General features: G+C 67.1%; 22 protein-coding genes and 1 other RNA gene. 20 read left to right on the top strand and 3 right to left on the bottom strand.

Translation table 11 applies throughout. The features are described 5' to 3' along the window. Window positions 1-7 precede the first annotated feature (7 nt). The 10 genes from RDU83_02680 to RDU83_02635 all read left to right on the top strand — a co-directional run bounded on the left by RDU83_02680 (window position 8) and on the right by RDU83_02635 (window position 13,366). Entirely contained in the window at window positions 8-274 is a 267-nt protein-coding gene (locus RDU83_02680) for a hypothetical protein (GenBank protein MDQ7839915.1), read from the top strand. Then, window positions 267-767: an SsrA-binding protein SmpB gene (smpB, locus tag RDU83_02675; protein MDQ7839914.1), complete on the top strand. Its 501-nt coding sequence runs from the start codon at window positions 267-269 to the stop codon at window positions 765-767. Before RDU83_02680 ends, smpB begins: the two co-directional genes overlap by 8 nt. Beyond that, on the top strand, window positions 764-1,264 hold the full coding sequence (gene purE / locus RDU83_02670; protein ID MDQ7839913.1) for a 5-(carboxyamino)imidazole ribonucleotide mutase: 501 nt from the start codon (window positions 764-766) through the stop codon (window positions 1,262-1,264). Before smpB ends, purE begins: the two co-directional genes overlap by 4 nt. After that, window positions 1,261-2,472: a 5-(carboxyamino)imidazole ribonucleotide synthase gene (locus RDU83_02665; protein MDQ7839912.1), complete on the top strand. Its 1,212-nt coding sequence runs from the start codon at window positions 1,261-1,263 to the stop codon at window positions 2,470-2,472. The genes purE and RDU83_02665 overlap by 4 nt, the downstream gene beginning before the upstream one ends. Window positions 2,473-2,477: 5 nt before the next feature. Continuing rightward, entirely contained in the window at window positions 2,478-3,572 is a 1,095-nt protein-coding gene (locus RDU83_02660) for an L-threonylcarbamoyladenylate synthase (GenBank protein ID MDQ7839911.1), read from the top strand. 53 nt (window positions 3,573-3,625) lie between these two features. Beyond that, window positions 3,626-3,975: a transfer-messenger RNA gene (gene ssrA, locus RDU83_02655) on the top strand. A gap of 630 nt (window positions 3,976-4,605) precedes the next feature. Beyond that, window positions 4,606-6,249 (top strand): hypothetical protein, encoded by a 1,644-nt coding sequence (locus tag RDU83_02650; protein MDQ7839910.1) that lies wholly within the window; start codon window positions 4,606-4,608, stop codon window positions 6,247-6,249. Between the two features lie 8 nt (window positions 6,250-6,257). Then, a complete protein-coding gene (locus tag RDU83_02645) occupies window positions 6,258-11,042 on the top strand; it encodes an MG2 domain-containing protein (GenBank protein MDQ7839909.1) in 4,785 nt (1,594 codons plus the stop codon). Between the two features lie 13 nt (window positions 11,043-11,055). Further along, a complete protein-coding gene (locus RDU83_02640) occupies window positions 11,056-11,868 on the top strand; it encodes a VanW family protein (GenBank protein MDQ7839908.1) in 813 nt (270 codons plus the stop codon). A gap of 361 nt (window positions 11,869-12,229) precedes the next feature. Next, window positions 12,230-13,366 carry a hypothetical protein gene (locus RDU83_02635; protein ID MDQ7839907.1) on the top strand — a complete coding sequence of 379 codons (1,137 nt, stop codon included), beginning with the start codon at window positions 12,230-12,232 and terminating at the stop codon, window positions 13,364-13,366. Window positions 13,367-13,430: 64 nt separating this feature from the next. Here RDU83_02635 and RDU83_02630 read toward each other — a convergent pair whose 3' ends face one another. Next, window positions 13,431-13,844, bottom strand: coding sequence for a hypothetical protein (locus RDU83_02630; protein ID MDQ7839906.1), 414 nt, complete (start codon window positions 13,842-13,844; stop codon window positions 13,431-13,433). Window positions 13,845-14,126: 282 nt separating this feature from the next. Between RDU83_02630 and RDU83_02625 the strand changes: the two genes are divergently transcribed. Genes RDU83_02625 through RDU83_02600 form a run of 6 tightly spaced genes read left to right on the top strand, consistent with a single transcriptional unit; the run spans window position 14,127 to window position 21,085 of the window. Next, complete coding sequence (locus RDU83_02625; protein ID MDQ7839905.1) at window positions 14,127-15,737, top strand: ABC transporter substrate-binding protein; 1,611 nt, start codon at window positions 14,127-14,129, stop codon at window positions 15,735-15,737. 16 nt (window positions 15,738-15,753) lie between these two features. Next, on the top strand, window positions 15,754-16,692 hold the full coding sequence (locus RDU83_02620) for an ABC transporter permease (protein MDQ7839904.1): 939 nt from the start codon (window positions 15,754-15,756) through the stop codon (window positions 16,690-16,692). Window position 16,693: 1 nt separating this feature from the next. After that, a complete protein-coding gene (locus RDU83_02615; GenBank protein ID MDQ7839903.1) occupies window positions 16,694-17,557 on the top strand; it encodes an ABC transporter permease in 864 nt (287 codons plus the stop codon). A gap of 23 nt (window positions 17,558-17,580) precedes the next feature. After that, the gene (locus RDU83_02610; GenBank protein ID MDQ7839902.1) at window positions 17,581-18,813 is read left to right on the top strand and encodes an ArgE/DapE family deacylase; all 1,233 of its coding nucleotides are present in this window, start codon (window positions 17,581-17,583) and stop codon (window positions 18,811-18,813) included. 45 nt (window positions 18,814-18,858) lie between these two features. Next, on the top strand, window positions 18,859-20,220 hold the full coding sequence (locus RDU83_02605) for a M20/M25/M40 family metallo-hydrolase (GenBank protein MDQ7839901.1): 1,362 nt from the start codon (window positions 18,859-18,861) through the stop codon (window positions 20,218-20,220). Beyond that, a complete protein-coding gene (locus RDU83_02600; protein ID MDQ7839900.1) occupies window positions 20,210-21,085 on the top strand; it encodes an NAD(P)-dependent oxidoreductase in 876 nt (291 codons plus the stop codon). The genes RDU83_02605 and RDU83_02600 overlap by 11 nt, the downstream gene beginning before the upstream one ends. 60 nt (window positions 21,086-21,145) lie before the next feature. Here the strand turns inward: RDU83_02600 and RDU83_02595 are convergent, their stop codons facing one another. Together RDU83_02595 and RDU83_02590 are read right to left on the bottom strand one after the other, a co-directional pair. Next, window positions 21,146-21,697 (bottom strand): (Fe-S)-binding protein, encoded by a 552-nt coding sequence (locus RDU83_02595; protein MDQ7839899.1) that lies wholly within the window; start codon window positions 21,695-21,697, stop codon window positions 21,146-21,148. Beyond that, window positions 21,684-22,235: a (Fe-S)-binding protein gene (locus RDU83_02590; GenBank protein ID MDQ7839898.1), complete on the bottom strand. Its 552-nt coding sequence runs from the start codon at window positions 22,233-22,235 to the stop codon at window positions 21,684-21,686. Before RDU83_02590 ends, RDU83_02595 begins: the two co-directional genes overlap by 14 nt. Before the next feature lie 294 nt (window positions 22,236-22,529). On the opposite strand from RDU83_02590, the gene RDU83_02585 reads away from it, so the two are divergent. From RDU83_02585 to arsB, 4 genes are read left to right on the top strand one after another with little or no spacing between them, the layout of a single operon-like run. Further along, window positions 22,530-22,871, top strand: a complete 342-nt coding sequence (locus RDU83_02585) for a metalloregulator ArsR/SmtB family transcription factor (protein ID MDQ7839897.1) — start codon at window positions 22,530-22,532, stop codon at window positions 22,869-22,871. Continuing rightward, complete coding sequence (locus RDU83_02580) at window positions 22,872-24,347, top strand: permease (GenBank protein ID MDQ7839896.1); 1,476 nt, start codon at window positions 22,872-22,874, stop codon at window positions 24,345-24,347. Window positions 24,348-24,390: 43 nt separating this feature from the next. Further along, window positions 24,391-24,642: a thioredoxin family protein gene (locus RDU83_02575; protein MDQ7839895.1), complete on the top strand. Its 252-nt coding sequence runs from the start codon at window positions 24,391-24,393 to the stop codon at window positions 24,640-24,642. 1 nt (window position 24,643) lies between these two features. Then, window positions 24,644-25,726: an ACR3 family arsenite efflux transporter gene (gene arsB / locus RDU83_02570; GenBank protein MDQ7839894.1), complete on the top strand. Its 1,083-nt coding sequence runs from the start codon at window positions 24,644-24,646 to the stop codon at window positions 25,724-25,726.

Here is a 25,726-nt window from a genome sequence, read left to right as displayed (position 1 = left end):
GGTATCTATGAGTGACGCGCTACGCCTAGCGGCTCTGATTGTTTCCCTGGTGACCCTCGCGACCACGGTGCGCCACCACGCGGCCTACCTGAGCGGTCGCCGACAGGGAGGGTTCTTCGCCCACCTGGAGACCGCCGGCTGGCTGATACTGACACTTGCCTTTGGAGCCGCGGCGTTCCGCCCGGATCTGTGGGTTCTGGCGATCAGCACAGCGCCCGTCGGTGCGCTGTGCATCCTGACCTGTTCCATGCTGAGGTCCCTTGGCCGTGCCTGAGCACAGCGACGAGAAGCTGATTGCCACCAACCGCCAGGCTCGACACGAGTACCATATCGAGGAGTCGGTCGAGGCCGGCCTGGTGCTGACCGGTACCGAGGTCAAGTCACTGCGGAGTGGTCGCGTCACGTTGGGCGAAGCGTTTGCACGCGTGGAGCGCGGCGAGGCGTGGCTGCTCCACCTGCACATCCCGCCCTACGACGCCGGTAACATCTTCAACCACGACCCGCTGCGGCCGCGCAAGCTGCTGCTCCACCAGCGCGAGATCCGGCGCCTGGCAGAGGCGGCCGCGCAGAAGGGCTACACGCTCGTGCCGCTGCGCCTGTACTTCCGTCGGGGCAGGGCCAGGGTCGAGCTGGCGCTGGGACGCGGCAAGAAGCTCTACGACAAGCGCGAGGCGATCGGGCAGAGGGAGGCACAGCGCCAGGCGCAGCGCGCCTTGAAGCAGTCGGTCGAGCCGCGCGTGCGCAGGAGAAAGGGAGAGGGCGGATGACACAGGCTTGGGGCCAGGGACCACTCGTTGGCATCATCATGGGCAGTACCTCTGACCGGCCGGTCCTTGAGGCCGCGGTCGAGATCCTGACCGAGATGGAGATACCGCACGAGGTCAAGGTGGTCTCCGCACACCGGACCCCCGACTGGATGTTCGAGTACGCGGCCGCCGCGGAGCGACGCGGCATCAAGGTGATTATTGCCGGCGCCGGTGGCGCCGCGCACCTGCCCGGCATGACCGCTGCCAAGACCGTGTTGCCGGTGATCGGCGTGCCGGTCCCCAGCGAGCACCTGAGAGGCCTCGACTCGCTGCTCTCGATCGTGCAGATGCCCGCCGGCGTGCCGGTGGGCACCATGGCGATCGGCCGTGCCGGCGCTGCGAACGCCGCGTTGCTGGCAGCGCGCATCCTGGGTCTTTGCGATGAGACGATCCGCGAGCGGCTGCGGCGCCGGCAAGAGGCGCAGGCTGCCGCGGTGCGGGAGGCCGATCAGGCGTGATCGCAGGCAGGGCCGCTCCGCAGATAGCGGGTTCCCCGCTGGCGCAGACAACGCCGCTAGCCCCGGGTGGGACGATCGGCATCGTCGGCGGCGGCCAACTGGGCCGCATGTTGGCGCTGGATGCCCGGCGGATGGGCTACGGCGTGGCCGTTCTTGATCCATCCGCGGTGGCACCGGCCGCGGCGCTGGCCGATACGCACGTTCAGGCTCCGTTCGACGATGCAGAGGCGGTGGCCGATCTGGCTGCGTGCTCGGACGTGGTGACGTTCGAGCTCGAACACGTTCCACTGGCATGCGCGCTGGCCGCGGAAGCGCTGCGGCCGGTCCGGCCTTCGAGCCAGGTCCTGGCCGCCTGCCAGCACCGCATCCGGGAAAAGGAGTTCCTGCGGGAGCACGGGTTTCCTACGGCCCCCTGGCGCCAGGCCGGTTCCGCTGCCGAGATGGAGGAGGCGGTAGGCAGCCTGGGTCTGCCCTGTGTGGTGAAGATTCCCTTCTTTGGATACGATGGGCGCGGACAGGTGCGCGTCGCGTCGCACGACGATCTTCCGGCAGCCGCCGCGCTGGGGTTCGAGCGCGGGCCGCTGGTCGTGGAGCGGCACATCCCTTTCGCGTGCGAGGTCGCGGTCGTTGTCGCGCGCGGGATGGACGGCGGGCGGCGCGTCTACCCGGTCGTGCGCACGGTGCACGACGACGGAATCCTGGTGGAGGTGGCGGCGCCGGCGCAGGTTCCTGCCACTGTCGCCGACCGGGCAGCCGGCATCGCCGAGTCCATCGCCACGGCGCTCGATCTCGTCGGCGTCCTGGCGGTCGAGATGTTCGTGATGGATCGCGGCGAAGTTCTCGTGAACGAGCTGGCGCCGCGTCCCCACAACTCAGGCCACTACACGATCAACGCCTGTCCAACGTCGCAGTTCGAGCAGCACGTGCGTGCGATCTGCGGGTTGCCGCTGGGTGACGCGGGCCTGCTGGCGCCTGCTGCGATGGTTAACCTGCTGGGCGATCGCGAGGGTCCGGTCCGGCTGGTGGGGGTCGAGGAGGCTCTGGCCGTGGCCGGGATCTCGCTGCACCTCTACGGGAAGGCCGAGGCGTGGCCCCGGCGCAAGATGGGGCACGTCACCGCGCTAGGGGAGATCGCCGAGGAGGCGTTGGACCGCGCGCGGCGCGCGGCAGCGATGCTCCGGTGGGAGCCGGCGCCCCTCCGCGCCTGAGGCAGATGCCCGCACGCATCCTGACGGTTGATCCCGGCACACCCGACCCCGCGGCCATCGGCGAGGCGGCCGCGGTCCTCTCTGACGGCGGCCTTGTGGCCTTTCCCACGGAGACGGTCTACGGCTTGGGCGCGGATGCCCTGAACCCGCGTGCGGTGGAGCGTATCTTCGCCGCCAAGGGCCGCCCGGTGGATAACCCGATCATCGTCCATATCGCCGATTCCAACGCCCTGGGCGGACTGGTCAGCAACGTGCCCGCGGCGGCGCAGACCCTGATAGCGCGCTGCTGGCCTGGACCGCTGACCCTCGTCCTGCCGGCCGCGCCGGTGGTGCCTTCCGTGACGAGAGGCGGACTGCCGACGGTGGCCGTGCGCATGCCCGCGCACCCGGTTGCACTTGCCTTGATCCGCGCCGCCGGATGCCCGGTGGCCGCGCCCAGCGCGAACCGGTCGGGCCGGCCCAGTCCGACCACGGCGCAGCACGTGCTTGCCGACCTGGGTGGGTCGGTTGAACTCGTGCTCGACGGGGGCCCGACCCCGGTGGGGGTGGAGTCCACGGTGCTCGACCTCACCTGCGATCCTCCAGTGCTCCTGCGGCCGGGCGGGGTATCGCTGGAACAACTTGTGACGATCGTCGGTCAGGTGACCGTTCCCGCGCCGGGTGCCGCCGCGGCAGGCACCGCTGCGCCGGAGGTGCAGGTCGCGCTGGAACGCTCGCCCGGCACGCGATACCGTCACTACGCGCCGCGGGCAAGGGTGGTGCTGGTGGAGGTCCCACCGGAGAAGGTTCTGCCGGAGGAGGTCGGCGCCGCGCAGCCCGGCGCCGAGCTGTCCGCGGCCGTGCGCCTGCTGTGGGACGAGGGCCTGCGCGTCGGCGTTATGGTGACCGCCGAGGCCGCTTCCGGAGTTCCCGAGGGTGCGGTCGTGCGGGTGATGGGGCCGCGCACCGATCCGGCGGCGGTCGCCGCCAAGCTGTTCGCCCTCCTGCGCGAGCTCGACGACGCGGGTCTCGACGCGATCGTCGTGGAGGGAATTCCGGAACAGGGCCTGGGCAGGGCGGTCATGGACCGGCTGCGCAGGGCGGCAGGCCAGGCCGGGTGAGCCCGTGTTCATGGTATAATGAGGGTGCTTGGTTGCGACCGCAGCCAGAATGTGGGGGCGATCGGTTTCGACTGGGTGGGAAGCAGCAGAGCTGCGAGCCGAGGTGGTCAGGTCCTCGTTAATCAACTGGCAGGCGCATAAACGCCAACACACAGTACGCACTCGCCGCTTAAATAGCGTCGACGCTCACCTGGTAGGGCCGGCGGCCCGGGCTGAGCGCCACAAGCCGGCTACCGTCGGGCGTCCTGGCCCGGGACGCGTGACGGGAATCCCAACGGGCTGGCTGTTCGGGCATCCGGTCTGCGGGAGGCCCAGACGGCGAGAACCAAAGCGCGGACTACGCTCGTAGAGGCTCCGCCCTCATCCACTCAGGACGCGGGTTCGATTCCCGCCGCCTCCACCATCGCAAAGAATTCGAACCGTTTTCCAGACTGTCCCCCTCGGGTAGCGTGTCGAGCAGCGCCAAGGTGTCGATTGATGTCCGCGCCAGGCAGTACGGCCTGCCGAAGTCCCCACGTGTTGGTTCGAACCGGATGGGTCGCAAAGTGCCTCTCGCGGCCTCCCTGCTCGCTCGTGAACCCGCGCCGCTCCTTGGCCCCTGGCCGGTTCTGTCGAATCTGCTGTCGCCGGGCGCGGGCTTCTTCCCAAGTGTTCTGCCCCGTCCGTCGCAGCACACTGCCCGCAATGCGGGGCCTCCCCCGCATCGGTGATCGGTTCTGAGGGAGGTGCGACTTCCGGCGCGAGGGCTGAATCTCAAGAGGGAGGATCGCCGCCGGACCGAATAGACGCAATGGGTTGTCCGATGGCCGCCCGCCGGAAGGGCGATGCTCGCGGCAGTCACTCTACGCAGAGGGGAGCGTCGCCATGGTGTGCGGTAGCCCTCTAGACCCTGAAGTTCCGACTACCGTCCCTCAACACACGTCGGCAAGCGCTATTTCCCAATCACCCCCATGCCTTGCAGCGGGCATCGTCGCCTTCATGGTTCTCGCGGCGGCGACGTTCTCGATCTGGAAGTGGCGGAGGAGCGTGTCGTATGGACCGTAGCCTTTTGCTCGGGGTCTTCATCCTTGGGTTGCTCGGGTGGATCGCCGGATGGCTGCTGATCCGGCGGGAGCGCGCAGACGGACGCCGGTTCACTCCGGTGTTCGCGGTGGCCGCCTTTGGAGCGCTTGTCCTCATCGCCGCCCTGACAATTCCGGGGCGGGCCTTGTGGCCGGCAGGTCAGGGATGGGGCCATGGCGCGGTGCTCGGCGGTCTGGCGGCGCTGCTGGCAGGATGGGTCGCGCTGCCCGCTGGGAATGCGACCAGCAGATCTAGGGGCATGGCAGCGATCGTCGCATCGTACTTCGCGGCGGTGGCCGCCGCCGCAGGTGTTCTGCTCTGGTTGCGCCCCACTCTCGTGGATAGTCTGATAGGCGCCGCGTCGGGATGGCTCCTGGTCTCGCTGATCCTGGCGCTCGGCGCAATCCGCGTCCCAGGGCCGGCGTCTGCGGACACGGCTTCATCCGGCCTCGCGCCTTCCACTCTGCTTGCCGCGGGGACCGGTTTCGCCGTTACGCTCTTCGCGACCGCCGCCATGGGGCACTACCGGGATACGGCCGCCTCAGAAGGCGCGGAGTGGAGCATTGCCGCGGTGATCCTGGCGGCCGGTGTCCCGCTCATCGTGCTGGTGACCGGACTGCTGGCCTCGGCCGGTCGCGGCGGCGCGAGCCGCTCCGGCCGGTCCTCCGGCGCCTTGTGGACGCTGCTGGGCGCGCTCCTGCTGGCCGCACTGGCGTACATCGTGGGGCAGCACATCCTGATGCAGCCGCGGTTCGTGCTGGCCGCAGCCGTTGGTCTGGTTGCGCCCTTCATCCTCTGGTGGCTCACCAGCGAAGGCATGCGCGAGGCCCGCGGCGGCTCACGCTCCCCTGCGAACGGACTCCCTGTGGACGTGGCGCTCGCGGCGCTCGTGGTGCTGGGCGCCACGGTGGCGTCCTTCTATCTGCTGATCGGCTATGGCGTGGGGGTCATGCTGGTGGCTGCCTGGCTGCCTGCCGGTGTCGTGCTGGCGCTCGGCGTCGGCCGCGCACCCGAGGGCGGCGGCCCGGCGCAGGAGGCGGTGAGCGACCCGGCCGCCCGCATCACCTCGCTGCTGACCCTCGGTGTGATCGTGCTGCTCTACCGGTTGTTCCTCCAGCGATTCCAGACCGATCTGTCGGGCGCGGTGTTGACCGATCACTTCGCGATCTTCACGCTCATCGCCGGCGCAGTGGCCCCATCGCTGCTGGCCGGCATGCTGTCGTCCGGGGGCGGCGGTGGGGAATCGCCCGGGCGAGGCCTGATGAGACTGCTGTTCGTCCTGGTCGTTGCGCTGGCACTGCCGGGTGCGCTGCTGGTCCTGTGGGGAGCGCGCGCGGCCATCGGGCTGCTGGCCGGGCTTGCGCTGTCGTGTGCGATCGTGCAGGGAGGCCGGCTGCATGCGCTGGTGGCGCTCGCACTGGCGCTGCCGCTGACCCAGTGGTCGCATGAGGTGCTCAGGGTCGCCGACCTGCCGCGGGCCGAGAAACTCCGCGTGCTGGGCTGGCTGGCCGCGGTAGTGCTTGTGGCGATCCTGGCCGTGGACTACTGGCCGCGGATCGCAGGCTGGTGGAACAGGCGGCGTGAGCTCCTCGCCGCCGAGGGAGCGCAGAAATGAGTCGAGTCGTGAGTAGCCCTTCGGCATCCCCGGCGGTCCGCATTGCGCACTTGATCCGGCCTCGTTTCGCCGCGGCGATCGCGGCCTGCGTGTGCGTCGGAGCGGTCCTGGCCTACGCGATAGTTGAGCAGCCGCCGGTCGGCCGCGTCCAGGGCCAGGTCGTCAATGCCAAGACCTATGTGCCGGTGGCCGGCGCCCAGGTGGTCTTGACTTCCGTGAACGCCGAGGGTGAGGAGAAACCGAAGTTGTACTATGCGCTGACCGATGCGTCCGGCGGGTTCTCCCTGGCGCATGTCCGGGCGGGCGAGTACCAGGTCGCCGCCTATCTGGACACCTTCTCGGTCGAGGAAGAATATGTGCGCGTTGATGAGGCCCGCACGTCCTCCATCAGGCTCGCGCTGTCCTTTGCCAGACCGCAGTTGCAGCTCGTTGGACCGAAACGCCACTTCACGACGGCGGAGAGCATGACCCTGCCGGTGCGTGGGTACGTGGATTCCACGACGGGCGCGGCGCGGGAGATCGCGGTCCGGGTCTTTCGAACGCGCCTCTCAGATCTGTTGAGCGATCAGAGGACCGCCCGCGCGCTGTCCTACGGCGGCGAGGATTGGCGGCCCGACAGACCCCTCCCCGAGGTCCTGCTCCATCCACCCGGGGTGGCGCCACCCCGGGTGGTTCTGGAACGCGGGTATCGTGTCAATGAAGCTGGCATAGAGGGTTTCTACACGAAGACGCTCGACTTCGGACAACAGCCGGTGGGTTTGTATCTCGTCGAAGCCCGGTACGTTGGCGCCACGGTGTCCACTTGGCTGCTGGTGTCAGACACCGCGCTGGTACTGAAACGGGCACCCGGTGAGGCCCTGGCTTTCGTCGCAGACGCGCTGGCCGGCACGCCCGTCGCCGATAGCACGGTCCGCCTCTACAAGGACGGAAAAGTCCTTGCGAAGGGTCGCACCTCGAAGGAGGGCATCGCCCGGATCGCACTCCCTGCGACCCTGGACACGTTCTACCTCATGACCATAGCGCAACGTGGCGCCGATGAGGCCGTGATCGGCAGGAGGGATTACCGTCTCGAGCAGGGCGGTCCGTTTGCCCTGCATGCCTACACCGACCGTCCCATCTACCGGCCCGGTCAGCGCATCCACTTCAAGGGCATCGTCCGGCGGAAGGTCGGTCGCGGCGCGCCGTACGCGGTGCCCGCCGGCGAGGCCGTGCGCATCGAGGTGCAGGATCCAGACGGCGAACCACTGCTGCGGCAGCGGCACCTTACCAACGCCTTTGGGTCGTTCCACAGCGAGTTCGACCTCAGCCCTGAGGCGCCCACAGGCTTCTACTCCCTGGTGCTCACTGCGGGCGAGTCCACGACTACGCACGACATCGTGGTCGCGGCCTACCGCAAGCCCGAGTTTTCGGTCTCGCTGGCCGCGGAGAAGCCGCGGTACCTCCGCGGCGATCAGGTGCGGATCGAGCTGTCGGCGCAGTTCTACTTCGGCGCGCCGGTGGCGGGCGCGAAGGCAAGCTACACGGTATACCGGACGCCCAACTGGTATGCCCAGTGGCAGGCACTCTACGACGAGGAACCGGACGAGGACATGGGGACGTCCGAGGGCTACTACGGCGACGGTCGCCCGGTCGCCGAGGGCGAAGTGAAGCTCGACGAGCAGGGCAAGGCGGCGATCGGCTTCCGCGCGGAGTTCCCCGACGCCACCGACACGCCGCAAGATCAGATCTTCAGCGTCCAGGTGTCGGTGAGTGATACCAGCGGCCGGGAGGTGACGGTCTCGCGCGACATTGAGGTGGCCGCCGGTGATTTCAGGGTGATGCTGAGGCCCGAGCGATACTTCGTCGAGCCGGGGCGCCCGGTGAGTACGACGGTGCTGGTGCGCGACCTCGACCGGCGCCCGGTGCCCGGCGTCAGCGTGACGCTGGAGACGTCGTACGTGCGGTGGGACTACGGCCGCCGAGAGTATGTTGGCCTGAAGGCGTGGACGCAAACGGTCACCACCGGACCGGACGGTTCGGTCCCGGCGACGGTGACGCTGCCGCGCAGCGGCTATGTGCAGATATTGGCGATCGCCAGAGACACTGCCGGCCGCGAGATCCGAGGCGACACCTGGCTGTGGGCCTCCAGTGAAGCAGGCGGCGACTTCGGGGTGCGATACACCGACCTCTCGTTGCAGACCGACAAGCGACGGTACCGGGCGGGCGAGACGGCGCGGGTGCTGCTCAACGCCGACAAGACCGGCCAGACCGCCCTGGTGACCATCGAGGGCGATCGCATCCACCGGGTGTTTGCCGTGCCGGTCGTGCGCCGTACGACCGTGATCAGCGTGCCGCTGCTCCCGGAGTACGGACCCAACGTCTTCCTGTCGGCGCTCTACGTGAGGGACAAGAAGCTGGCGCGGGGCGAGGTGGCGCTCAACGTCACCGTGCCCGAGCGTGAGTTGAAGGTCACGGTGACATCCGACAGGCCGCGCTACGGCCCGGGCGACCGCGCCACCTACAAGGTGCAGGTCACCGACGCGGCCGGTCGGCCACAGCAGGCCGAGCTCTCCCTCGCTGTCGTGGACGAGGCCATATATGCCCTGCAGGAAGACGATCCAAGGGCGCTGCGCAACGCGTTCTACCCTCGGCGATGGAATCTGGTGCGCACGCACTTCTCGTTCGAGCTGTGGTATCTGGGTGACGCGGACAAGGACGCCAGCCAGATCATGATCCGCCGGCGGTTCAAGGACACCGCCTACTGGCAGCCGGCGCTCGTGACCGACGCGCAGGGAAGAGCCACCATGTCGTTTGACCTTCCTGACAACCTGACCACGTGGCGGACCACGGTGCTGGCGCACACCAAGGAGACGCGGCTGGGCCGGGGTGTCTACAAGGCCATCGTGGCCAGAGAGTTCTTCGTGCGAATCGAGACGCCGCGGCTGTTCTCGCAGGACGACCAGTCGCGCATCACCGCGCTCGTTCACAACGAGACCGACACGCCGCTGCAGGCCACAGTACGGCTGAAGGCCGACGGGCTCCAGACCGCAGGATCGCCGCAGCAGACCGTCACCCTCGCGCCGCGCAAGGTGGAGGAGGTCATCTGGCCCGTCTCCGCCCGGCGGCCCGGCGAGGCCCGCATTCTGGTGACCGCGGAGGCTGCGGGCCAGCCGTCGCGCTCGGACGGCGTGGAGATCACCGTTCCCGTCCGGCCCTACGGACGCACGCAGATCACGGGGCAGACGGGAGACATCACCGCCGAGGGGCCGAAGACCGAGACAGTGGTGCTGCAGCGCAGCGCCATTCCCGAGGCGAGCCGCCTGACCGTGCGGATCACGCCGTCGGTGACGCAGGCCGCGGCCGGCGCGTTGGAGTACCTCATCGGCTATCCCTGGGGCTGCGTCGAGCAAACCATGAGCCGGTTCCTGCCCACGGTGATGGTACAGCGGGTGCTGCGGGCGGGCGGTCTGCCGCAGCCCGACTTGGAGCGCCGGATTCCGGACATGGTGCAGGATGGTCTCATCCGCCTGTACCGGTTCCAGAACGAAGAGGGCGGATGGGGTTGGTGGGAGTTCGACGAGGGCAGCGCGTGGATGACCGCCTACGTGCTGTACGGCCTCGCCACGGCGAAGGCCGAGGGGTACCCGGTGCGGGAGAGCGTGCTCGAATCAGGCCGGCGGGCGGCCCTGGAACTGGCCGGCCGGGCCGACCCCGACACACGCATGTTCCTGCTCTACGCGGTGGCGCTGGCGGGTGACCCCGAGACGGCGCGAGGACTCCGAGCGAAGACCACGCTGTCCGAACTCAAGACCGAGGGCGTGGCATACGCGGTGCTGCTCGACCGGCTGCTCGGCCGCAATGTGCGGCCGGCCTTCGCCGAACTGGGCCGGCGGTCGGTTACCGAGGACGGCACCGTGTCCTGGCGGTCGGACGATGCGACGCGCTGGGACTGGAACGAGCGGATGGCCACCGCCCTGGCGCTGCGGGCGATCCTCGCGGTAGATTCCCGCGATCCGCGGATCGAGGGAATCATCCGCTGGTTGATGTTGAACCGCACCGGCTCCTACTGGTGGAGCACGCGAGACACGTCGTGGGTGCTGGCGGCGCTGGCCGACTACCTGCGGGCCGAAGGTGGCGCGGCCTCGGCAACCGGCGAAGTGCGCGTGGCGCTCAACGGCCGGGTGGTGCAGACCTACCGCCTCACGCCGACCGTGCGTGAGGCGCGCGATCTGGTCCTCACCCTGTCGGGCAGCGCGCTCCAGCCAGGCGAGAACCGGATCACCGTGGAGCGCGCGGGTGGCACAAGCCGGGTGTTCTACACCGTGACGCTGCGGCAAACGATCGCCATGGACGCGATACCCGCGCTTGCTCCCGCCGATATCCGCATCGCGCGTGAATACCTGCGCCTGCTCCCGAAGCGCGCCGGCGCCGGCATCTGGTCGCTGCAAACCGAGCCGACGCGAAACGTGCTGCGACAGGGCGACCGGGTGCTGGTGCGGCTGACCATCACCACCCCGCGTGATCTGGCGTACGTGATCATCGAAGATCCGTTCCCCGCAGGCTTCGAGGTTACCGAGCGCGGACGCGCTGAAGTCGCCATTGACGACTGGCGCTGGTGGTGGGACTACACGGACGTGCGCGACGACCGCATCGCGATCTTCGCTCGCCGCATTCCGGCGGGCAAGCACGTGATCGAGTACAACGTGCGGGCGCAGACTCCGGGCACATACAACGCGATGCCGACGCTCCTGGAGGGCATGTACACGCCGAAGATGCGCGCCGAGTCCTCGGGCGCGCGGGTGATCATTCGGTGATGGCGGTGATCGCGTGACGCGGCGCCCCGACCTCCAGATGCTCGCTACCGGCGCGGCGCTGGCGGCCATCCTCGTGTTCGGCGCAGCCGGGATCGCCCGCATCGTTGCGACCCAGCCACAGGAGGTCGAACTGGCCGGCTACGCCACAAGACTGACCGGTCGGTCGGGAGGCCAGCGTCACAACGCCCGCCTCGCGGCCCAGGCGCTGACCGGCGTGCGGATCGCACCGGGCGCCACCTTCTCGTACAATCGCACGGTGCGGTCCTGGACCGTAGACCGCGGCTATGTCAAAGCGCCGGTAAGCTTCGACGGCGAACTGATACGAGCATTCGGCGGCGGCGTCTGCCAGACGTCTACGACCCTCTACAACGCGGCGCTCCTGGCCGGGCTGCCCATCGTCGAGCGGCACTCTCATGTCTTCGCCCCGACTTACGTAGCACCCGGTCGCGACGCGGCTGTGGCGCAGCACGACATCGACCTGCGCTTCCGCAATCCTTACGCCTGGCCGGTGCGAATCCAGGCGCGGGTCGTTGGTGATCGCCTCGAAGTCCGGCTCTTCGGCCGCCAGCGTCTGGATCCGACCATTGAGGTCACCTCTGATGTGTCCTCGGTCACCACCCCGGCCCGCTTGACTCTCGCGCCGGACCAGGCGGGTGAGCCGAATGGCCGCACCCGGCAGCGGAGTCCGGGCGCGACCGGCTACCGGGTGCTGACCTACCGCATCGTCTCTCAAGACGGGCAGGTGGTGCGGCGCGAGTTGCTGTCCGACGATACCTATCAAGCCGCCAACCGTGTCGTCACACTGATGCAGGCGCAGGCACCATAGGCCTCCGGCGAGCATCCCGTTGATCTCCCTCGAGGGCCTCCGAGATCTCCCAGCGAACCGTGCTGCGCCACCTCACGCTCCTTGAGGCTACCTTCCTCGTCGTCCGGGTGCCGGTGTGGACAGCCACCCTACGGAAGCGACTGCTCAAGACCCCAAAGGTCGTAGTGGCGGATTCAGGGTTGGCGGCATACCTGCAGAATGTCGATGCGCGCCGCCAGCGGTTGCACCGCGCCCGGCTTCGTCAGACACCCGATACTGAAGGGGGTCCCACAGGAAACGGGGGCGGGCCTCGTGACCTTCGACCGGTCTGGGCCCGAACACACCCGGGCAAAACCCACGTACAACCCAGGAGGTGGCTGCAATGAGCCGCAGAGTTCACCGAAGATCACCAGCCGACATCGTGGGTCGCCTGCACGCAGTACTGCTGGCAGCTCTTCTGACCGCGTTGCTGATCCCGCCTCCTGCGGCAGGGGCGCAATCGCCGGGACCGGTCGGGGAAGGGCTCGAAGGCCTGGCCAAAGAGGTAGTGTTCCGCGCGGCAGGGTCGGTGGGCGGCAAGATAGCAGGCGACGTTGACGCCATCGTGATCTCCCCACTCGTCGCCTACTTCACCACCGGCGAGACCGAGCGGCTAGGCGCGGCCTACCGGGCGCTGCTGGAGAGCGGGGTGGCGATGCAGTTCCCCGCCCTGGGCATCGCAATCAACGCCGGCAGGGTGGTGATCGGCGGGTCCACCTATGCGGTGCTGCGGCTCTATGAGGCCGCCGACGAGCGGCAAATTGACCGGATCGTGTTCGGCGGTTCGCGCTTCGACCTCCTCCGCGACCTGCGAAATCCACTGCGGGGCCATCCGTCCTTCTTCGAGGTGGCCGGTCGGAAGTTCGGGATCACCGAGGTCAACATAGCCGTGAAGGTGAAGACCGAGCGGCGGCTGAGAGAGATCTGGGACTCTTATACGAGCCCCTTGCGCGGTATGCCCGGATCGATCCGCCAGGAAGCCGACCGGGGGTGGCCCCGGTTGCGCGACTACTGGAAGGCGAAGACGGCGGAACTCCTTGCCCTGAAGCTCCGGGATCTGGCCCGGGCCCTGGAGACGGAAGCCCGCAAAGGCAGAGGCCGCGTCACAACCGCCCGGTCCACGTCAGATATCTCGGGGACGTGGTGGTTGAAGGGTGGGGGTACCTTCTTGATCGAGCAGACGGGCACCAGGGTGCGCTGGGTCCTTGAGATCCCATCCGCCGGGATCAGGCACGAGGGGCACGGCACCTACGTCGCCGGCGTCCTCAGTGGGACCTTCAGGGATACCCACAATCCCGGGGGCCTCCACGATGGGGAGTACACCGCCTGGAAGGTATTCCCGGACGGTCGCAAGATGTGCGGAGAAGTGCGATGGTGGCGGAAGGGCGACACCACGCGCAGACAGGGTGCCGGGGGCGGAAGTGACTGCTACTACAAGGAAAAGCCCGGCGCGTCCCAGCGCCCCCACGCGCGCGGATGATCCTATCCCCGCGATCCGCCGCAAGGGACAGACCTGGACCGCGAGGGGTGTTCTTGGGGCGCGCCTACCTTACGCCCAACGCCTTCGCCGCGCGCCTCACATCACGTGCCTTGACCCAGAAGATCGCGCCGAACCGACCGGCACCTGCGGCCACCGCGTTGCTGGCCGTCACGTTGATCTTGGCTTCGGCCAGCCTGTCGTAGTAGTCCACCAGCGCGCCCACCCGGTCGTCGCCCTCGATAAGGAACGCCTTCTTCGGCCCCACCAGCTTCCATTTCGCCTTGCGCGCGGCCGCCTTGAAGGCCGCGGGGTCGAACGGGACGAAGTCGAGCTGCGCCCTCCGACCGGCCGGGAAGCCATGGAACGCAAGCAGGTTCACCCCGGCGTCCTTCAGGTATCCGAGGAACCGGGCACCCTCTCCGGGCTTGTCGGATGTCAGAACGTAGAAGTACTCCACCAGGCGAATCTCGTCTGCCATCGGCGTCCACCTCCGCTCGTGTGGTCTGGGCCCTTCACTTCTCATCTATAGGGGTTGTCTGGCGCGGGCGCAAGCACCACTCCGACGCCTCCGGCCAAAGCAGCCCGTGCAGCGTGGAGTGGCCCGGGCATTCTGGCCCGCGTCCTATCGCTACCATAGTGTCCGGCGCTCGACGGACTCGGCAGGGAACGAATGGATGTGGGTTGAAACCGTAGCATTGGCTTCTGGATGGCCCACCAGGCAGATTCTGAGACGAGGGCCTAGACCAAGGAGGGAAGGAGAATGCGTTTGCAGATAGCGCTGCTCGTCCTGGTAGGCATGATCGCCCTGCTCCTGCCAGGAATGCCGCAGTTTGCCGGTGCGCAGACCGCGGCTACGCTGATCCAGGGACTGGGGGAGGAGCCTGAAAACCTGGATCCCCAGCGGACGACCCGGTTCCACTCGCTGGTCGTCCTGAGCTACGTGGCCGAACCGCTGTTCACGCTGGACAAGAACTTCAAGGTGGTTCCTCTGCTCGCGCAATCACACGAGTGGTCTGCCGACAGGAAGACCCTCAAGGTCACGCTCAAGCCCGAACTCTTCTTCCACAACGGCGCCCCGGTGACTTCGGCCGACGTCAAGGCGACCTTCGAACGGTACATCACCGTGTCACCGCTGTCCTCGTATCTGCGGCCGCGCACGGGTGGGATAACCAGCATGGACACGCCGGATGCCCGCACGATCATCTTCCGTTTCGGCCAGCCCAAGCCCCTGGCGATTATCTCCGACCTGGCCGACGCGCATACGGGCATCCTGCCGGCATCCTTCATAGCCGGCACGCCATCGGCAGACATCGGCATCAGGGCCCTAATTGGTACAGGACCGTACATCTTCAAGGAGTGGGTTCCGGGCGACCGGATCGTCCTGGAACGCTTTGACCGGTACCGGTGGGGTCCGGCCTTCTCGCCCAACCGCGGCCCGGCCAACTTCCAGCGTCTTGTATTCAGGATCGTGCCTGAGGACGCCACGATGACGGCAGAGGTGGCCGCCGGCAACGTGGACCTGACGTTCGATGTCACCCCGTCCGGCCTGCAGCAGCTCCGGGCCAACCCCAACGTGATCGTCATGCAGGCTCCCTCATTCAGCGTCCAGTACCTCGTTCTGAACATGGAGCGCTGGTTCTTCCAGAGTACAAAGGTGCGCCAGGCCATAGCGCACAGCATAGACAAGGAGGCGATCGCGCGGGCTGCCTGGCTGGGCGTCGGCCAGCCCCTGGAAGGCCTCATCAGCGCGGCGACCATTGGTTACTGGCCGGGCGTAAAGGGCTACGCGTACAAGTACGACGTTGAGCGGGCCAAGCAGCTCTTTGCCGAAGCCGGGTGGAAAGCCGGGCCGGACGGAATCTTGCGCCGCGATGGCGACCGTTTCGAGGTCACGCTGATCACGTTCTCGAACGTTGACCAATGGCGCCGTGCCGGTGTTATTGTGCAGAGCCAGCTTCGCCAAGTCGGGATTGACGTCAAGGTAGAGACGGCCGAGGTGGGAGCAGCCTATGACCGCGCTCGGGCCGGGACCTTCGATATCGGGATCTTCCGCAACACGTGGTGGCTTGGGCAGCCCTACCTGAACTTCCTGACCCACTCCACGAACATTCCGGTCAGCAACTTCTCGCGGTGGGCCAACAGTGAGCTTGACAAGCTACTGGAAACAGCCGGGGCGGCCATTGATGACGACGAGCGCGATCAGGCGCTCAACCGCGTGCAACGTATCGTAGTAGAGTCCGCGGTCTGGGTTCCGCTGGTTTCCAACACGAGCCTGCTCGCTGCGAAGAGGTCAGTGGGCGGCCTGGAGGTGCTGGCGTCGCATCCCTGGTGGCCTCCCCACCTGAGGGCGCTCGCGATTACGAGGAAGTAGGCTCGACGAGGCCGGCATGACCCGGTATGTCCTGCACCGGCTGCTGGCTCTGATTCCGGTCGCGATCGGGGTCACCCTTGTCGTCTTCAGTCTCCTGCACCTGACGGGTGACCCTGTTCGACTGCTCTTCGGCCTCAATGTGCCGGAGGACATCGTCCAGCAGCGCCGCGAAGAGCTGGGACTTGACCGTCCTGTGGCAGTCCAGTACCTGCGATGGCTGGGGCGGGCCGTGCGCGGCGATTTGGGGATGTCCATCACCACCGGTGATCACGTCGTCGCGATGATCCGCCCGCGCGTCGGCGCGACGCTGGAACTGACCATTCTCGCCCTGCTCGTGACCCTGGCGGTAAGCCTGCCTGCCGGTGTGCTCTCGGCGGTCCGCAGGAACACCGCCGTGGACAACCTGTCCAGGGTCGCGGCCCTCTTCTGGGTGTCAATGCCCACCTTCTGGCTGGGTCTGCTGTTCATCATGGTCTTTGGGGTTTGGCTCGGAGTGCTGCCGATCTCCGGACGGGCCGGCGGTCTCTGGACGCTGGAGGGGCTGCGCAGCCACGTGCTGCCGGTTCTGACCCTGGGCCTGCCGCCCGCGGCCATGTTCACGCGCTTCACCCGGTCCAGCATGCTGGAGGTTATCGGCGAGGAGTACATTCGCACGGCACGCAGCAAGGGGTTGGCCGAACGAGCCGTCGTGATCCGCCACGCCCTGCGCAACGCGCTGATCCCGATCATTACCCTGATAGGGCTGCGGCTTCCATGGCTGTTTGGCGGTGCCGTGATCACCGAGACGGTCTTCGCCTGGCCCGGCATGGGGCGGCTCCTGGTGGATGCGGTCCTGAAGCGCGACTACCCAGTCGTGCAGGGTATCGTGGTGGCGATGGCCCTCCTGGTCGTCGGTAGCAGCCTGCTGGTGGACCTGCTCTACGCGGTGGTTGACCCACGCATCCGGTATGAGTGAGATGCGGCCCGCTCGCGTGGCCTCGCCGGCAGTCTGGACCCTGCGGCGGCTGTGGCGCCACCGCCTCATGCTCGTGGGCGCGGTGCTGGTGCTGGTCGTGGCCGTGGCCGCGCTGCTGGCGGGCCAGCTCGCGCCGTACGATCCGATCGCACTTGATATCGAGGCCCTACTGACGCCACCCGGCGCGAAGCACCTGTTTGGCACCGACGAACTCGGGCGTGACATCTTCAGCCGGGTTATCTATGGGACGCGCTTCGCGCTACTCATCGGCGTGGCGGTTGTCCTCATCGAGGCAGTCATCGGCATCGTGCTTGGTGCCTGCGCCGCCTACTTCGGCGGCTGGACGGACACACTGCTTATGCGCCTGGTGGACATCATGCTCGCCCTCCCGACGCTGGTGCTGGCGCTGGCGATCGCCGGCGTCCTGGGCGGCGGGCTCGGCAACATGATCCTGGCCATCGGCATCACCGGGTGGAGGGAGTTCGCCCGCCTGATCCGGGGGCAGGTTCTCGTGATCCGCACATCCACGTACGTGGAGGCCGCCAGGGCCATGGGAGCCGGAGACGCCCGCATCCTGGGCCGTCACATCCTGCCTAACGCGATTGGCACCGTGGTCGTCTACACCACGCTGGAGATGCCCGCGGCGCTGCTTTGGGCTGCCTCGCTGAGCTTCTTGGGGCTCGGCGCGCAGCCCCCGACTCCTGAGTGGGGCGCGATGGTGGCAGAAGGGCGGGGGTTCGTGGGCCAGGCCTGGTGGGTGTCAACATTCCCAGGGCTCGCCATCATGACGACCGTGCTGGGGTTCAACTTCCTGGGCGACGGGCTGCGCGACATGCTCGACCCGCGCACGGCGAGGGGTCTGTAGGTCAGGCAGGGACGCGGGGGCACATGGGTACGACGGCGCACTGGCTGATAGACCAGGTGGCGCGGGACGGCGACGACATCGTCGCGCTGGCCCAGCGGTTGATCCGCATTCCAACCGAGAACCCTCCGGGCAGCGTGACGACCGCTGCGGCCTTCGTGGCCGAGACCCTTGAAGGATGGGGGATCAGGCCGGTCTGGCACGAGCCGTCACCCGGCCGCGTCAACCTGGTGGCTTCGCTGGGCCCGGACGACGGCCGGACCCTCATCCTCAACGGGCATCTCGACGTTGTGCCTGCGGGTGACCCTGCACGCTGGACACGTTCGCCCTTCAGCGCCGAGCATGACGATGGATGGCTCTGGGGCCGGGGCGCCGTGGACATGAAGGGCGGCGTGGCGGCGCTGTTGGGCGCGGTCAGGGCGCTGCGCAACGCAGACTCCCCCGGGCGGATCGTCCTCACCTTGGTGCCGGATGAGGAGACCGGAGGGCGGTGGGGGAGCCGCTGGCTGCTGGAGCAGGCTGGTCTAGCCGGCGACGGCTGCCTGATCGCTGAGCCCTCAGGGCCAGGGGTGAGCACGATCGGGCAGCGCGGGGCGCTGTGGCTGCGCCTCTTGGCCTCAGGAGTGCCGGCGCACGGTAGCCTGAGCCCGTACGTCGGCAGAAACGCCGTGCTCGAAATGATTGGTGTCTTGCCCGGTATCCTGAGCGTGGCCGGGCGGTCAGGAGCGTTCCCTGCTGAGCTGCAGGGCATCCTTGCGGAGTCCAAGGCGTGGATGGCCACGCTCGCAGGAGAGGCCGCGACCGCCGCTCTCGACCATGTGACGGCCAACGTCGGCGTGCTGCGCGGCGGGACCAAGGTCAATGTCGTCCCGGACGAGGCGACCGCCGAGATTGACATCCGCGTGCCGATCGGCTGCTCGGCGGCCGGCTTGCGACAGGAGATCGAGGCGTCGCTGGCAGGGACCGGCGTGTCCGTTGAGGCGCTGGACTTCTCCGAGCCCAACTACACGATGCCTGATGCAAGCGTCGCCAGGGCCCTGGCCGCCGGCGTCACCGCGGTGCTGGGCGCGCCGCCCGCGTTCCTGCTGCAGTGGGCCACAAGCGACGCGCGGCACTTCAGGGCCGCAGGCATCCCCGTGGTGCAGTACGGTCCGTCCGGCAAGGGCATACACGGATTCGACGAGGCCGTTCGGGTGGAGCACCTCGTCCTCTGCGCGCAGGTCTACGCGGCTACCGCCCTCGCCTTCTTCGATCTCTGAGATAGACCACGGTACACACATGCGCGATCGTGAGGAGGTAGGAGAGTGGATACCGAGTCAGCGCGAGAGATTGACGCATTCCTGTCCGAGAGACTGGATGGCTACATAGCCGAGACAACCCGGCTCTGCGCGCAACCGAGCGTCTCAGCGCAGGGCATCGGGCTCTCCGAGTGCGCGGACCTTGTGGCAGACCTCCTCCAGCAGCGGGGATTCACTGTCCGGCGCATTGCCACCGCCGGGGCCCCAGTGGTGGTGGGCCGGTTGCAGGGACGATCGCTGCGAACCCTGCTCTTCTACAACCACTACGACGTCCAGCCGCCGGAACCGCTGGAACTCTGGACCTCCCCTCCGTTTGAGCCCGTTGTGCGCGGCGGTGCCCTCTACGCCCGGGGCGCCAAGGATGACAAGGGAGAGTTCGTAGCGCGGCTGGCCGCGGTGGACGCGGTGCGCGCGGCGCACGGAGGGATTCCCCCTTGCGGCGTGCTGTTCGTGGTGGAGGGGCAGGAAGAGATCGGGAGCCCGCACATCGCACGATTTGTTCAGGAGCACAAGGACCTGCTCGCCTGCCACGGCGCGGTGTGGGAAGAGGGGGGAACCGATGCCGAGGGGCGGCCGCAGGTATCGTTGGGCCGGCGCGGGATCCTGGAGGTTGAGTTGAGCGTTGAGACCATGCGGGTTGATGCTCACTCCGGGCAGGCCGATGTGCTTCCCAGTGCCGCCTGGAGGCTGCTGCGGGCGCTTGCCAGCCTGAAAGGTCCGGACGAGCGCATCCGCATTCCGGGCTTCTATGACGCGGTCCTGCCGCCGTCGCCAAGCGACATCGCGATGCTTGATGCGCTGCCGGACTACGAGCGTCACCTGCGGGAAACGTACGGCGTGAGGGAGTTTGTGCTGGGTCGGTCGGGCCGAGCACTCAACCGCGCTGTGTTTGAGCCGACCTGCAACATCCAGGGCCTGAACTCGGGATACCAGGGCCAGGGCGCCAAGACGATCATACCCGCGCGAGCGACGGCCAAGCTCGACTTCCGCCTGTTGCCCGACCAGGATCCAGACGATATCTTCGCCATGCTGCGGCGTCATCTTGACGCGGAGGGGTTTGCCGATGTGGAGGTGACATGGATTGGGGCCATGTGGCCTTCCAAGGTCTCGGCAGATGATCCGCTCGTGGCCCTGACCGCCCGTACAGGCGAGGAGGTTTACGGGCTGCCGAGCCTGCTGCTACCTTTGGGGGGCGGGAGCAGCCCGTTCTACGCCTTTGCCCGGCCGCTGGGAATTCCAGTGGTGACCGCCGGCGTTGGCTACGGGCGTAATCGCACGCATGCGCCTGACGAGCATGTGCGTCTGGGCGACTTCCTCAACGCGGCCCGGCATATCGCGCGGATCCTGGAGGGGTTTGGTGACCTGTAGTTCGATCGGCTTCATCGGCCTGGGCGCCATGGGGATGCCCATGGCGCGGAACCTCCTGCGAAAAGGGTTTCAGGTCACCGTGGTGCGCCACCGCGATCCGGACGCACCCGCGGCGCTTGCTGCACTGGGTGCCGCTGTCGTGGACTCGCCGGTCGAACTCAGCGGTTTGGTGGAGACGGTGATCCTCATGCTGCCGACATCGCACGAGGTGGAGGAGGTAATCCTCGGCAGCGGTGGGCTCAGCAGCCGCGGGCTCGCCGGCGTCATGCGCCCCGGCCAGGTCCTCCTGGATATGGGGACGAGCGACCCGGCCTCCACGCGGCGCCTTGCCGATCAGCTCGCGGTCCAGGGTGTTGCTTTCCTCGATGCTCCGGTCACGGGTGGAGTGAAGGGAGCTGAGGCCGGAACCCTGACGATCATGGTGGGTGGGCCGTCCGAAGCGGTCGAGCGTGTCCGACCGGTGCTACAGGCCCTTGGGGCCGTCGTGGTGCACGTCGGCGAGTCCGGTACCGGCCACGTGGTGAAGATTCTGAACAACCTGATCGCGCTTTCGACGACTGCGTTGATCGCCGAGGCGCTGGCGCTCGCCGAGCGATCGGGCGTCGCGCGGTCCACGGTCTTCGAGGTCCTCGAGCAGGGGTCTGCCAACAGCGCCACGCTCCGGGGTGTGGCCTCTCGGCTCCGGGCTCAGCAGTTCGATCCCGGCTTCAAGCTGGCGCTGGCCCGCAAGGACCTGCGCCTGGCCGAGGCCCTGGCCGATGCCGTGGGCGTGCGCCTGGACGTAACGGCCGCTGCGCGCGCCATGTACGACCGCGCCTGCGACGCGGGCATGGGAGATCTGGACGCCGCGGCGATCGCGCGGTGACGCAGGGACCTCGGTGCCGTGCGGGGCGCTGTGGAGGCCGCGCAGGGTCTGCGCTAGGGCTCAAATGAGGGCAGCAGGCACCTCGTAGCCCGCATTAAGCAGGGCCTCTATCAGCCGCTCGCGCTTCTCCTCGTACTGCCCAGAGAAGAGCGGTCGGCAGGCCGCGATCTCCGCTGCCTGCGAGACAATCTTCAGCGCGAACGCCAGACAGGCGGCCTCGGCGCACTCTCCGCAATTCGTGCCCGGCAGGAGCTTGTAGACGTCGAGCGCCTTGAGCACATCACAGCTCTTGGAGCTGGGCGTGATGGTCTCACGGTCCTCGTATGTCCGGTTGATCAGATCGCGCAGCCAGGCAAGGGTACGCTGCGCTTCACTATCGTCAGCTATCCTGGTGATGGCGGCGCGGCGCGGGAATAGGTTGAAGAACTTCCCTTCGTGGCGGAAGCTCAGAATGCCGGCGTCGGGTCGGTAGACGCAGCCCTTTAGGGCGGCGTTGAGATAGGGGAAGACCGCCGACACATCATCGGAGAAGGCAGCAAGGCAGTTGAGCGTTTCGGCGTTCGGGTTGCACTCAGGGGCGAACAGTTGATACTTGAACTCACGGAGCAGCATGAGGTTCACCTCCATTCCCGCCTAGAAGCGTCTGCAGGGCCAGGCGTGACTTGAGATACCCGTCCTCCTGCAACGGAGGACACTCCGCGACTCGTCCGGCCCCCGACGCCAACCGCAGAGCGAACGCAATGCATGTGCCCAAGCCGCACCGGGCGCAGTTGGTGCGTGGGAGCAACTTGTACAGGTCCAATGCGCTCGGGAGTTGCTGCAGCCCTTCGCGGGGCACGATTTCGGCACGGTGGGCGTAGGTGTTGTTGATCGTGTCCCTGAGCCGTTCCAGGAGCGCCCTGCCGGCGTCCAGCGACGGTACCAGCGCCAGGCGGATCTCGCTGGGCATGATGGTCACGAGCATTCCTTCTCTCCGTAGCGAGAGGGTTCTCGTCTCGTGCGTGTAACGGACACCTGGCAGAACAGCGTTCAGGTACGGTAGCATCGCCGAAAGATCGGCATCGGGCCTCGCGTACAGGCGCCACTCCGAGGGGTCCGCCAGGCAGGGTTCCACCTGGATTATCGTGATCTTCTTCAGCCAGGCGTCCATGGACCTCTGCATGCTAACAGACGCAGTTACATTCCAAGCAAAGCATATGCAGGATACCACCGCGCAACAATCAGGTTGTGGCCCGATGGTCAGGCCGGCGCAGATCCCCACCTCTGTCGTCCGAGACCACTCTGCGTGACAATCTTTGCGCTTTGGATCCGCCTCGCATATCAGGCGATTACCCTATGGCGGGATATCCAGAGGAGGGCCTAGGGTTGGGATAGAATGCGGCAAATGGAATATTCTGGTCGTGGGTACGACTCAATGCTGCTGAGATTCGCGAAGGAAGCAAACGTGCTCCGAACGCTCGCCCACCCTGTGCGGCTGGCGATCCTGGAGCACCTTCGTCACAGGTCGGCATGCGTCTGCCACCTCACCAGGGCCCTGGGCCGTCCTCAAGCACACGTCTCTCAGCAACTGGCAATCCTCCGGGACGCCGGGCTCATCGAGGGCCAACGGGACGGCGCGTTCATCTACTACAAGCTGTGCGATTGCAGCGTCCTGGCCGTGGTGGATCTTGTCAGCGTGTTTCTGGGACGCGCGTCTGCCTTCGCCCCCCCCACGTCCGAGAATCTGGAGGGCTGCGAGTGCCCCCAGTGCAGCAACACCGCCCTTCTGACGAAAGGGCCTTCGTAGGTGGATCTACTCTCTGGACTGGTAGGCCTTGTCCAGGGCGGTTTGGGCAACCTGGCCGCCTATCTGGCAGCTCATGTCCTGCTCTGCCTGGTGCCGGCCTTCTTCATCGCCGGCGGGCTCGCAGCTCTGATCCCCAAGGAATCGATCACCCGCTTCCTCGGGCGCAAGGCGCCCAAGTACGTTTCCTACCCGGCATCGGCGCTGGCCGGCTCAGTCCTGGCCGTCTGCTCGTGCACGATTGTGCCGCTCTTCGCCGGCATCTACAAGAAGGGGGCCGGCATCGGCCCGGCCATCACCTTTCTCTTCTTCGCCCCGGCGGGCAACATCCTGGCCCTGGCCTACACCGGCGTGGCCATCGGTGCCGACCTGGCTTTCGCACGCCTGTTCCTGTCGCTGGCCTTCGGCATCGGCATCGGCCTGATCATGGCCTTGATCTTCAGCCGCGCGGATGCCGAGCACGACCGCCAGACCGACGACCTGTTCGCCGGACGCGGCAGCGTCCGCCGCGGGGTCGTCATCTTCCTGCTGCTTCTGATCGCCTTGCTGCTCTTCGGGACGCTCAAGATTGGCTTGCTGACCGACACCTATGCCCAGGTGCACCTGCCGGTTGCCGGGGCTGATCATCTGGAAGCAGCCCTCTTACGCCTGGTGCCGTACGAGGCCAGCCGCGGCGAGGAAGGTGTGACGGTCCAGGGCGCGGTCTTGATCACGCTGCTGGGCCTGATCGCTCTTTCCGCCTGGCGCGGCTTCGAGAACGTGCTCGAGGGTTTCAACCGCTGGACCGGGATCGCGCTCGCGCTGGTCACCCTGACCCTGGTTGTGGCGGCGTTGGGGATGGACCCGGTCGCCGGCGGATTGGTCATCCGCTTTCCAGGGAAGTTCTTCGCCGTGATCCTGGCCTTGATCGTCCTGGCCTGGCTCGGCCGGACGGGATTGACCGAGCACGAGCGGCGCGACTGGTTGTGGGAATCCTGGCGTTTCGTCAAGCAGATCTTCCCGCTGCTGCTCGTGGGCGTGTTCCTCGTCGGCGTGCTGCGCCAGCTGATCCGCCCCGAATGGATCAAGTCGCTCGCCGGGGAGAACACCCTGCTGGGCAACCTGGCCGGCGTGGCCTTCGGCGTGTTCATGTACTTCCCTACGCTCGTCGAGGTGCCAATCGCCAAGATGTTCCTGAGCCTGGGCATGCACCGCGGGCCGCTGCTGGCTTACCTTATGGCGGACCCCGAGCTCAGCCTTCAGAGCATCCTGCTGCTCTCGGCCATAATCGGCCGTGTGAAGACCTGGACCTATGTCGCCTGGGTGGCGCTGTTCAGCACCACCGCCGGGCTGATCTACGGAGCCTGGGTGGACGGCACCGGCCTGGGGCGGATCGCCGGTTACCTGGTCGCTTTCCTGGCACTCCTGGCGTTGGCCTTGTTCCTGGCGGAGCGCCGGAGCGCGCGCCGGCCAGAGCCGGCGCGGAACCTCGGAGATTGACCTGCCGGCAAGAAGCGATGGAAGCCATATCATGGAGGATGAGATGCTTACGATCAAGATATTGGGTGCCGGATGTCAGAACTGCAAGAAGGTCGAGGAGATCTCAAGGCGCGCGGCCGGAAGGCTCGGCGTGGAAGCCGAGTTCATCAAGGTCACCGACTACGGCAAGATTACGGAGTACCCGATCCTGGGGACGCCCGGGCTGGTGATCAACGATACGGTCGTTTGCAGCGGGCGCATTCCCACCGAAGCCGAAGTCACCACCTGGTTGACGAACGCGCTGCAGCAGGGCTGAAGTGACCGCCGCCGCGGCTACTGCTCCCCCTCGCCTGTCGACGCTCGACCGATACCTGACGCTGTGGATCTTCCTGGCCATGGCGCTGGGGGTCGGACTTGGCTACCTTTTCCCGCACGCGGTCGAGGGCTTCAATCAGGCCGTCTCGCTTGGCACGACCAACATACCGATCGCCATCGGGCTGATTCTAATGATGTACCCGCCGCTGGCTAAGGTGCACTACGAGGAGCTGGGCGACGTCTTCCGCAACTGGAAGATCCTGGGCTTCTCGCTCCTGCAGAACTGGGTCATCGGCCCGATCCTGATGTTCGTGCTGGCCGTAGTGTTCCTGCGCGGCTATCCGGACTACATGGTCGGGCTGATTCTGATCGGGCTGGCGCGCTGCATCGCTATGGTCATCGTGTGGAACGAACTGGCCAGGGGCAACAAGGAGTACGCTGCCGGGCTGGTGGCCTTCAACAGCCTGTTCCAGGTCTTCTTCTACAGCGTGTACGCGTACGTGTTCATCACCGTGCTGCCATCCTGGCTCGGGCTGCAGGGCAGTGCGGTGCACATAACAATCGGCGAGATCGCGAAGAGCGTGTTCATCTACCTGGGCATCCCCTTTCTCGCCGGCTTCGTGACGCGCTGGAGCCTGCTGCGGGTCAGGGGCAAGGCCTGGTACGAGAAGCAGTTCGTGCCGCGCATCAGCCCGCTCACGCTGATCGCGCTGCTCTTCACCATCGTGGTCATGTTCAGCCTGAAGGGCAATCTGATCGTCACCATCCCTCTCGACGTCGTGCGCATCGCCATCCCGCTGTTGATCTACTTCGTGGCCATGTTCCTGATTTCGTTCTGGATGGGGCGGCTGATTGGGGCAGACTACTCGAAAACTACGACGTTGGCGTTCACCGCTGCCAGCAACAACTTCGAGCTGGCCATCGCCGTTGCGGTTGCGGTATTTGGCATCAACTCGGGTGCGGCCTTCGCCGCAGTCATCGGTCCGCTGATCGAGGTGCCGGTTATGATCGGGATGGTGAACGTGGCCTTTGCCTTTCGGCGGCGTTACTTCGGGCATGAGCTGGTAGCGGCGTCGGCCAGGTGA

The sequence above is a fragment of the bacterium genome, assembly GCA_031082185.1.
Taxonomy (GTDB): domain Bacteria; phylum Sysuimicrobiota; class Sysuimicrobiia; order Sysuimicrobiales; family Humicultoraceae; genus VGFA01.
The sequence above is the reverse complement of the archived record's forward strand: the minus strand, read 5'-3'. Positions and strand labels throughout refer to the sequence as shown.

Bases quoted from the DNA above. Each gene is read 5' to 3' on its own strand.
- RDU83_02680 (MDQ7839915.1), top strand. From the start codon at position 8: ATGAGTGACGCGCTACGCCTAGCGGCTCTGATTGTTTCCCTGGTGACC.
- purE (MDQ7839913.1), top strand. From the start codon at position 764: ATGACACAGGCTTGGGGCCAGGGACCACTCGTTGGCATCATCATGGGC.
- RDU83_02660 (MDQ7839911.1), top strand. From the start codon at position 2,478: ATGCCCGCACGCATCCTGACGGTTGATCCCGGCACACCCGACCCCGCG.
- RDU83_02650 (MDQ7839910.1), top strand. From the start codon at position 4,606: ATGGACCGTAGCCTTTTGCTCGGGGTCTTCATCCTTGGGTTGCTCGGG.
- RDU83_02635 (MDQ7839907.1), top strand. From the start codon at position 12,230: ATGAGCCGCAGAGTTCACCGAAGATCACCAGCCGACATCGTGGGTCGC.
- RDU83_02630 (MDQ7839906.1), bottom strand. From the start codon at position 13,844: ATGGCAGACGAGATTCGCCTGGTGGAGTACTTCTACGTTCTGACATCC.
- RDU83_02625 (MDQ7839905.1), top strand. From the start codon at position 14,127: ATGCGTTTGCAGATAGCGCTGCTCGTCCTGGTAGGCATGATCGCCCTG.
- RDU83_02620 (MDQ7839904.1), top strand. From the start codon at position 15,754: ATGACCCGGTATGTCCTGCACCGGCTGCTGGCTCTGATTCCGGTCGCG.
- RDU83_02615 (MDQ7839903.1), top strand. From the start codon at position 16,694: ATGCGGCCCGCTCGCGTGGCCTCGCCGGCAGTCTGGACCCTGCGGCGG.
- RDU83_02610 (MDQ7839902.1), top strand. From the start codon at position 17,581: ATGGGTACGACGGCGCACTGGCTGATAGACCAGGTGGCGCGGGACGGC.
- RDU83_02595 (MDQ7839899.1), bottom strand. From the start codon at position 21,697: ATGCTGCTCCGTGAGTTCAAGTATCAACTGTTCGCCCCTGAGTGCAAC.
- RDU83_02590 (MDQ7839898.1), bottom strand. From the start codon at position 22,235: ATGGACGCCTGGCTGAAGAAGATCACGATAATCCAGGTGGAACCCTGC.
- RDU83_02575 (MDQ7839895.1), top strand. From the start codon at position 24,391: ATGCTTACGATCAAGATATTGGGTGCCGGATGTCAGAACTGCAAGAAG.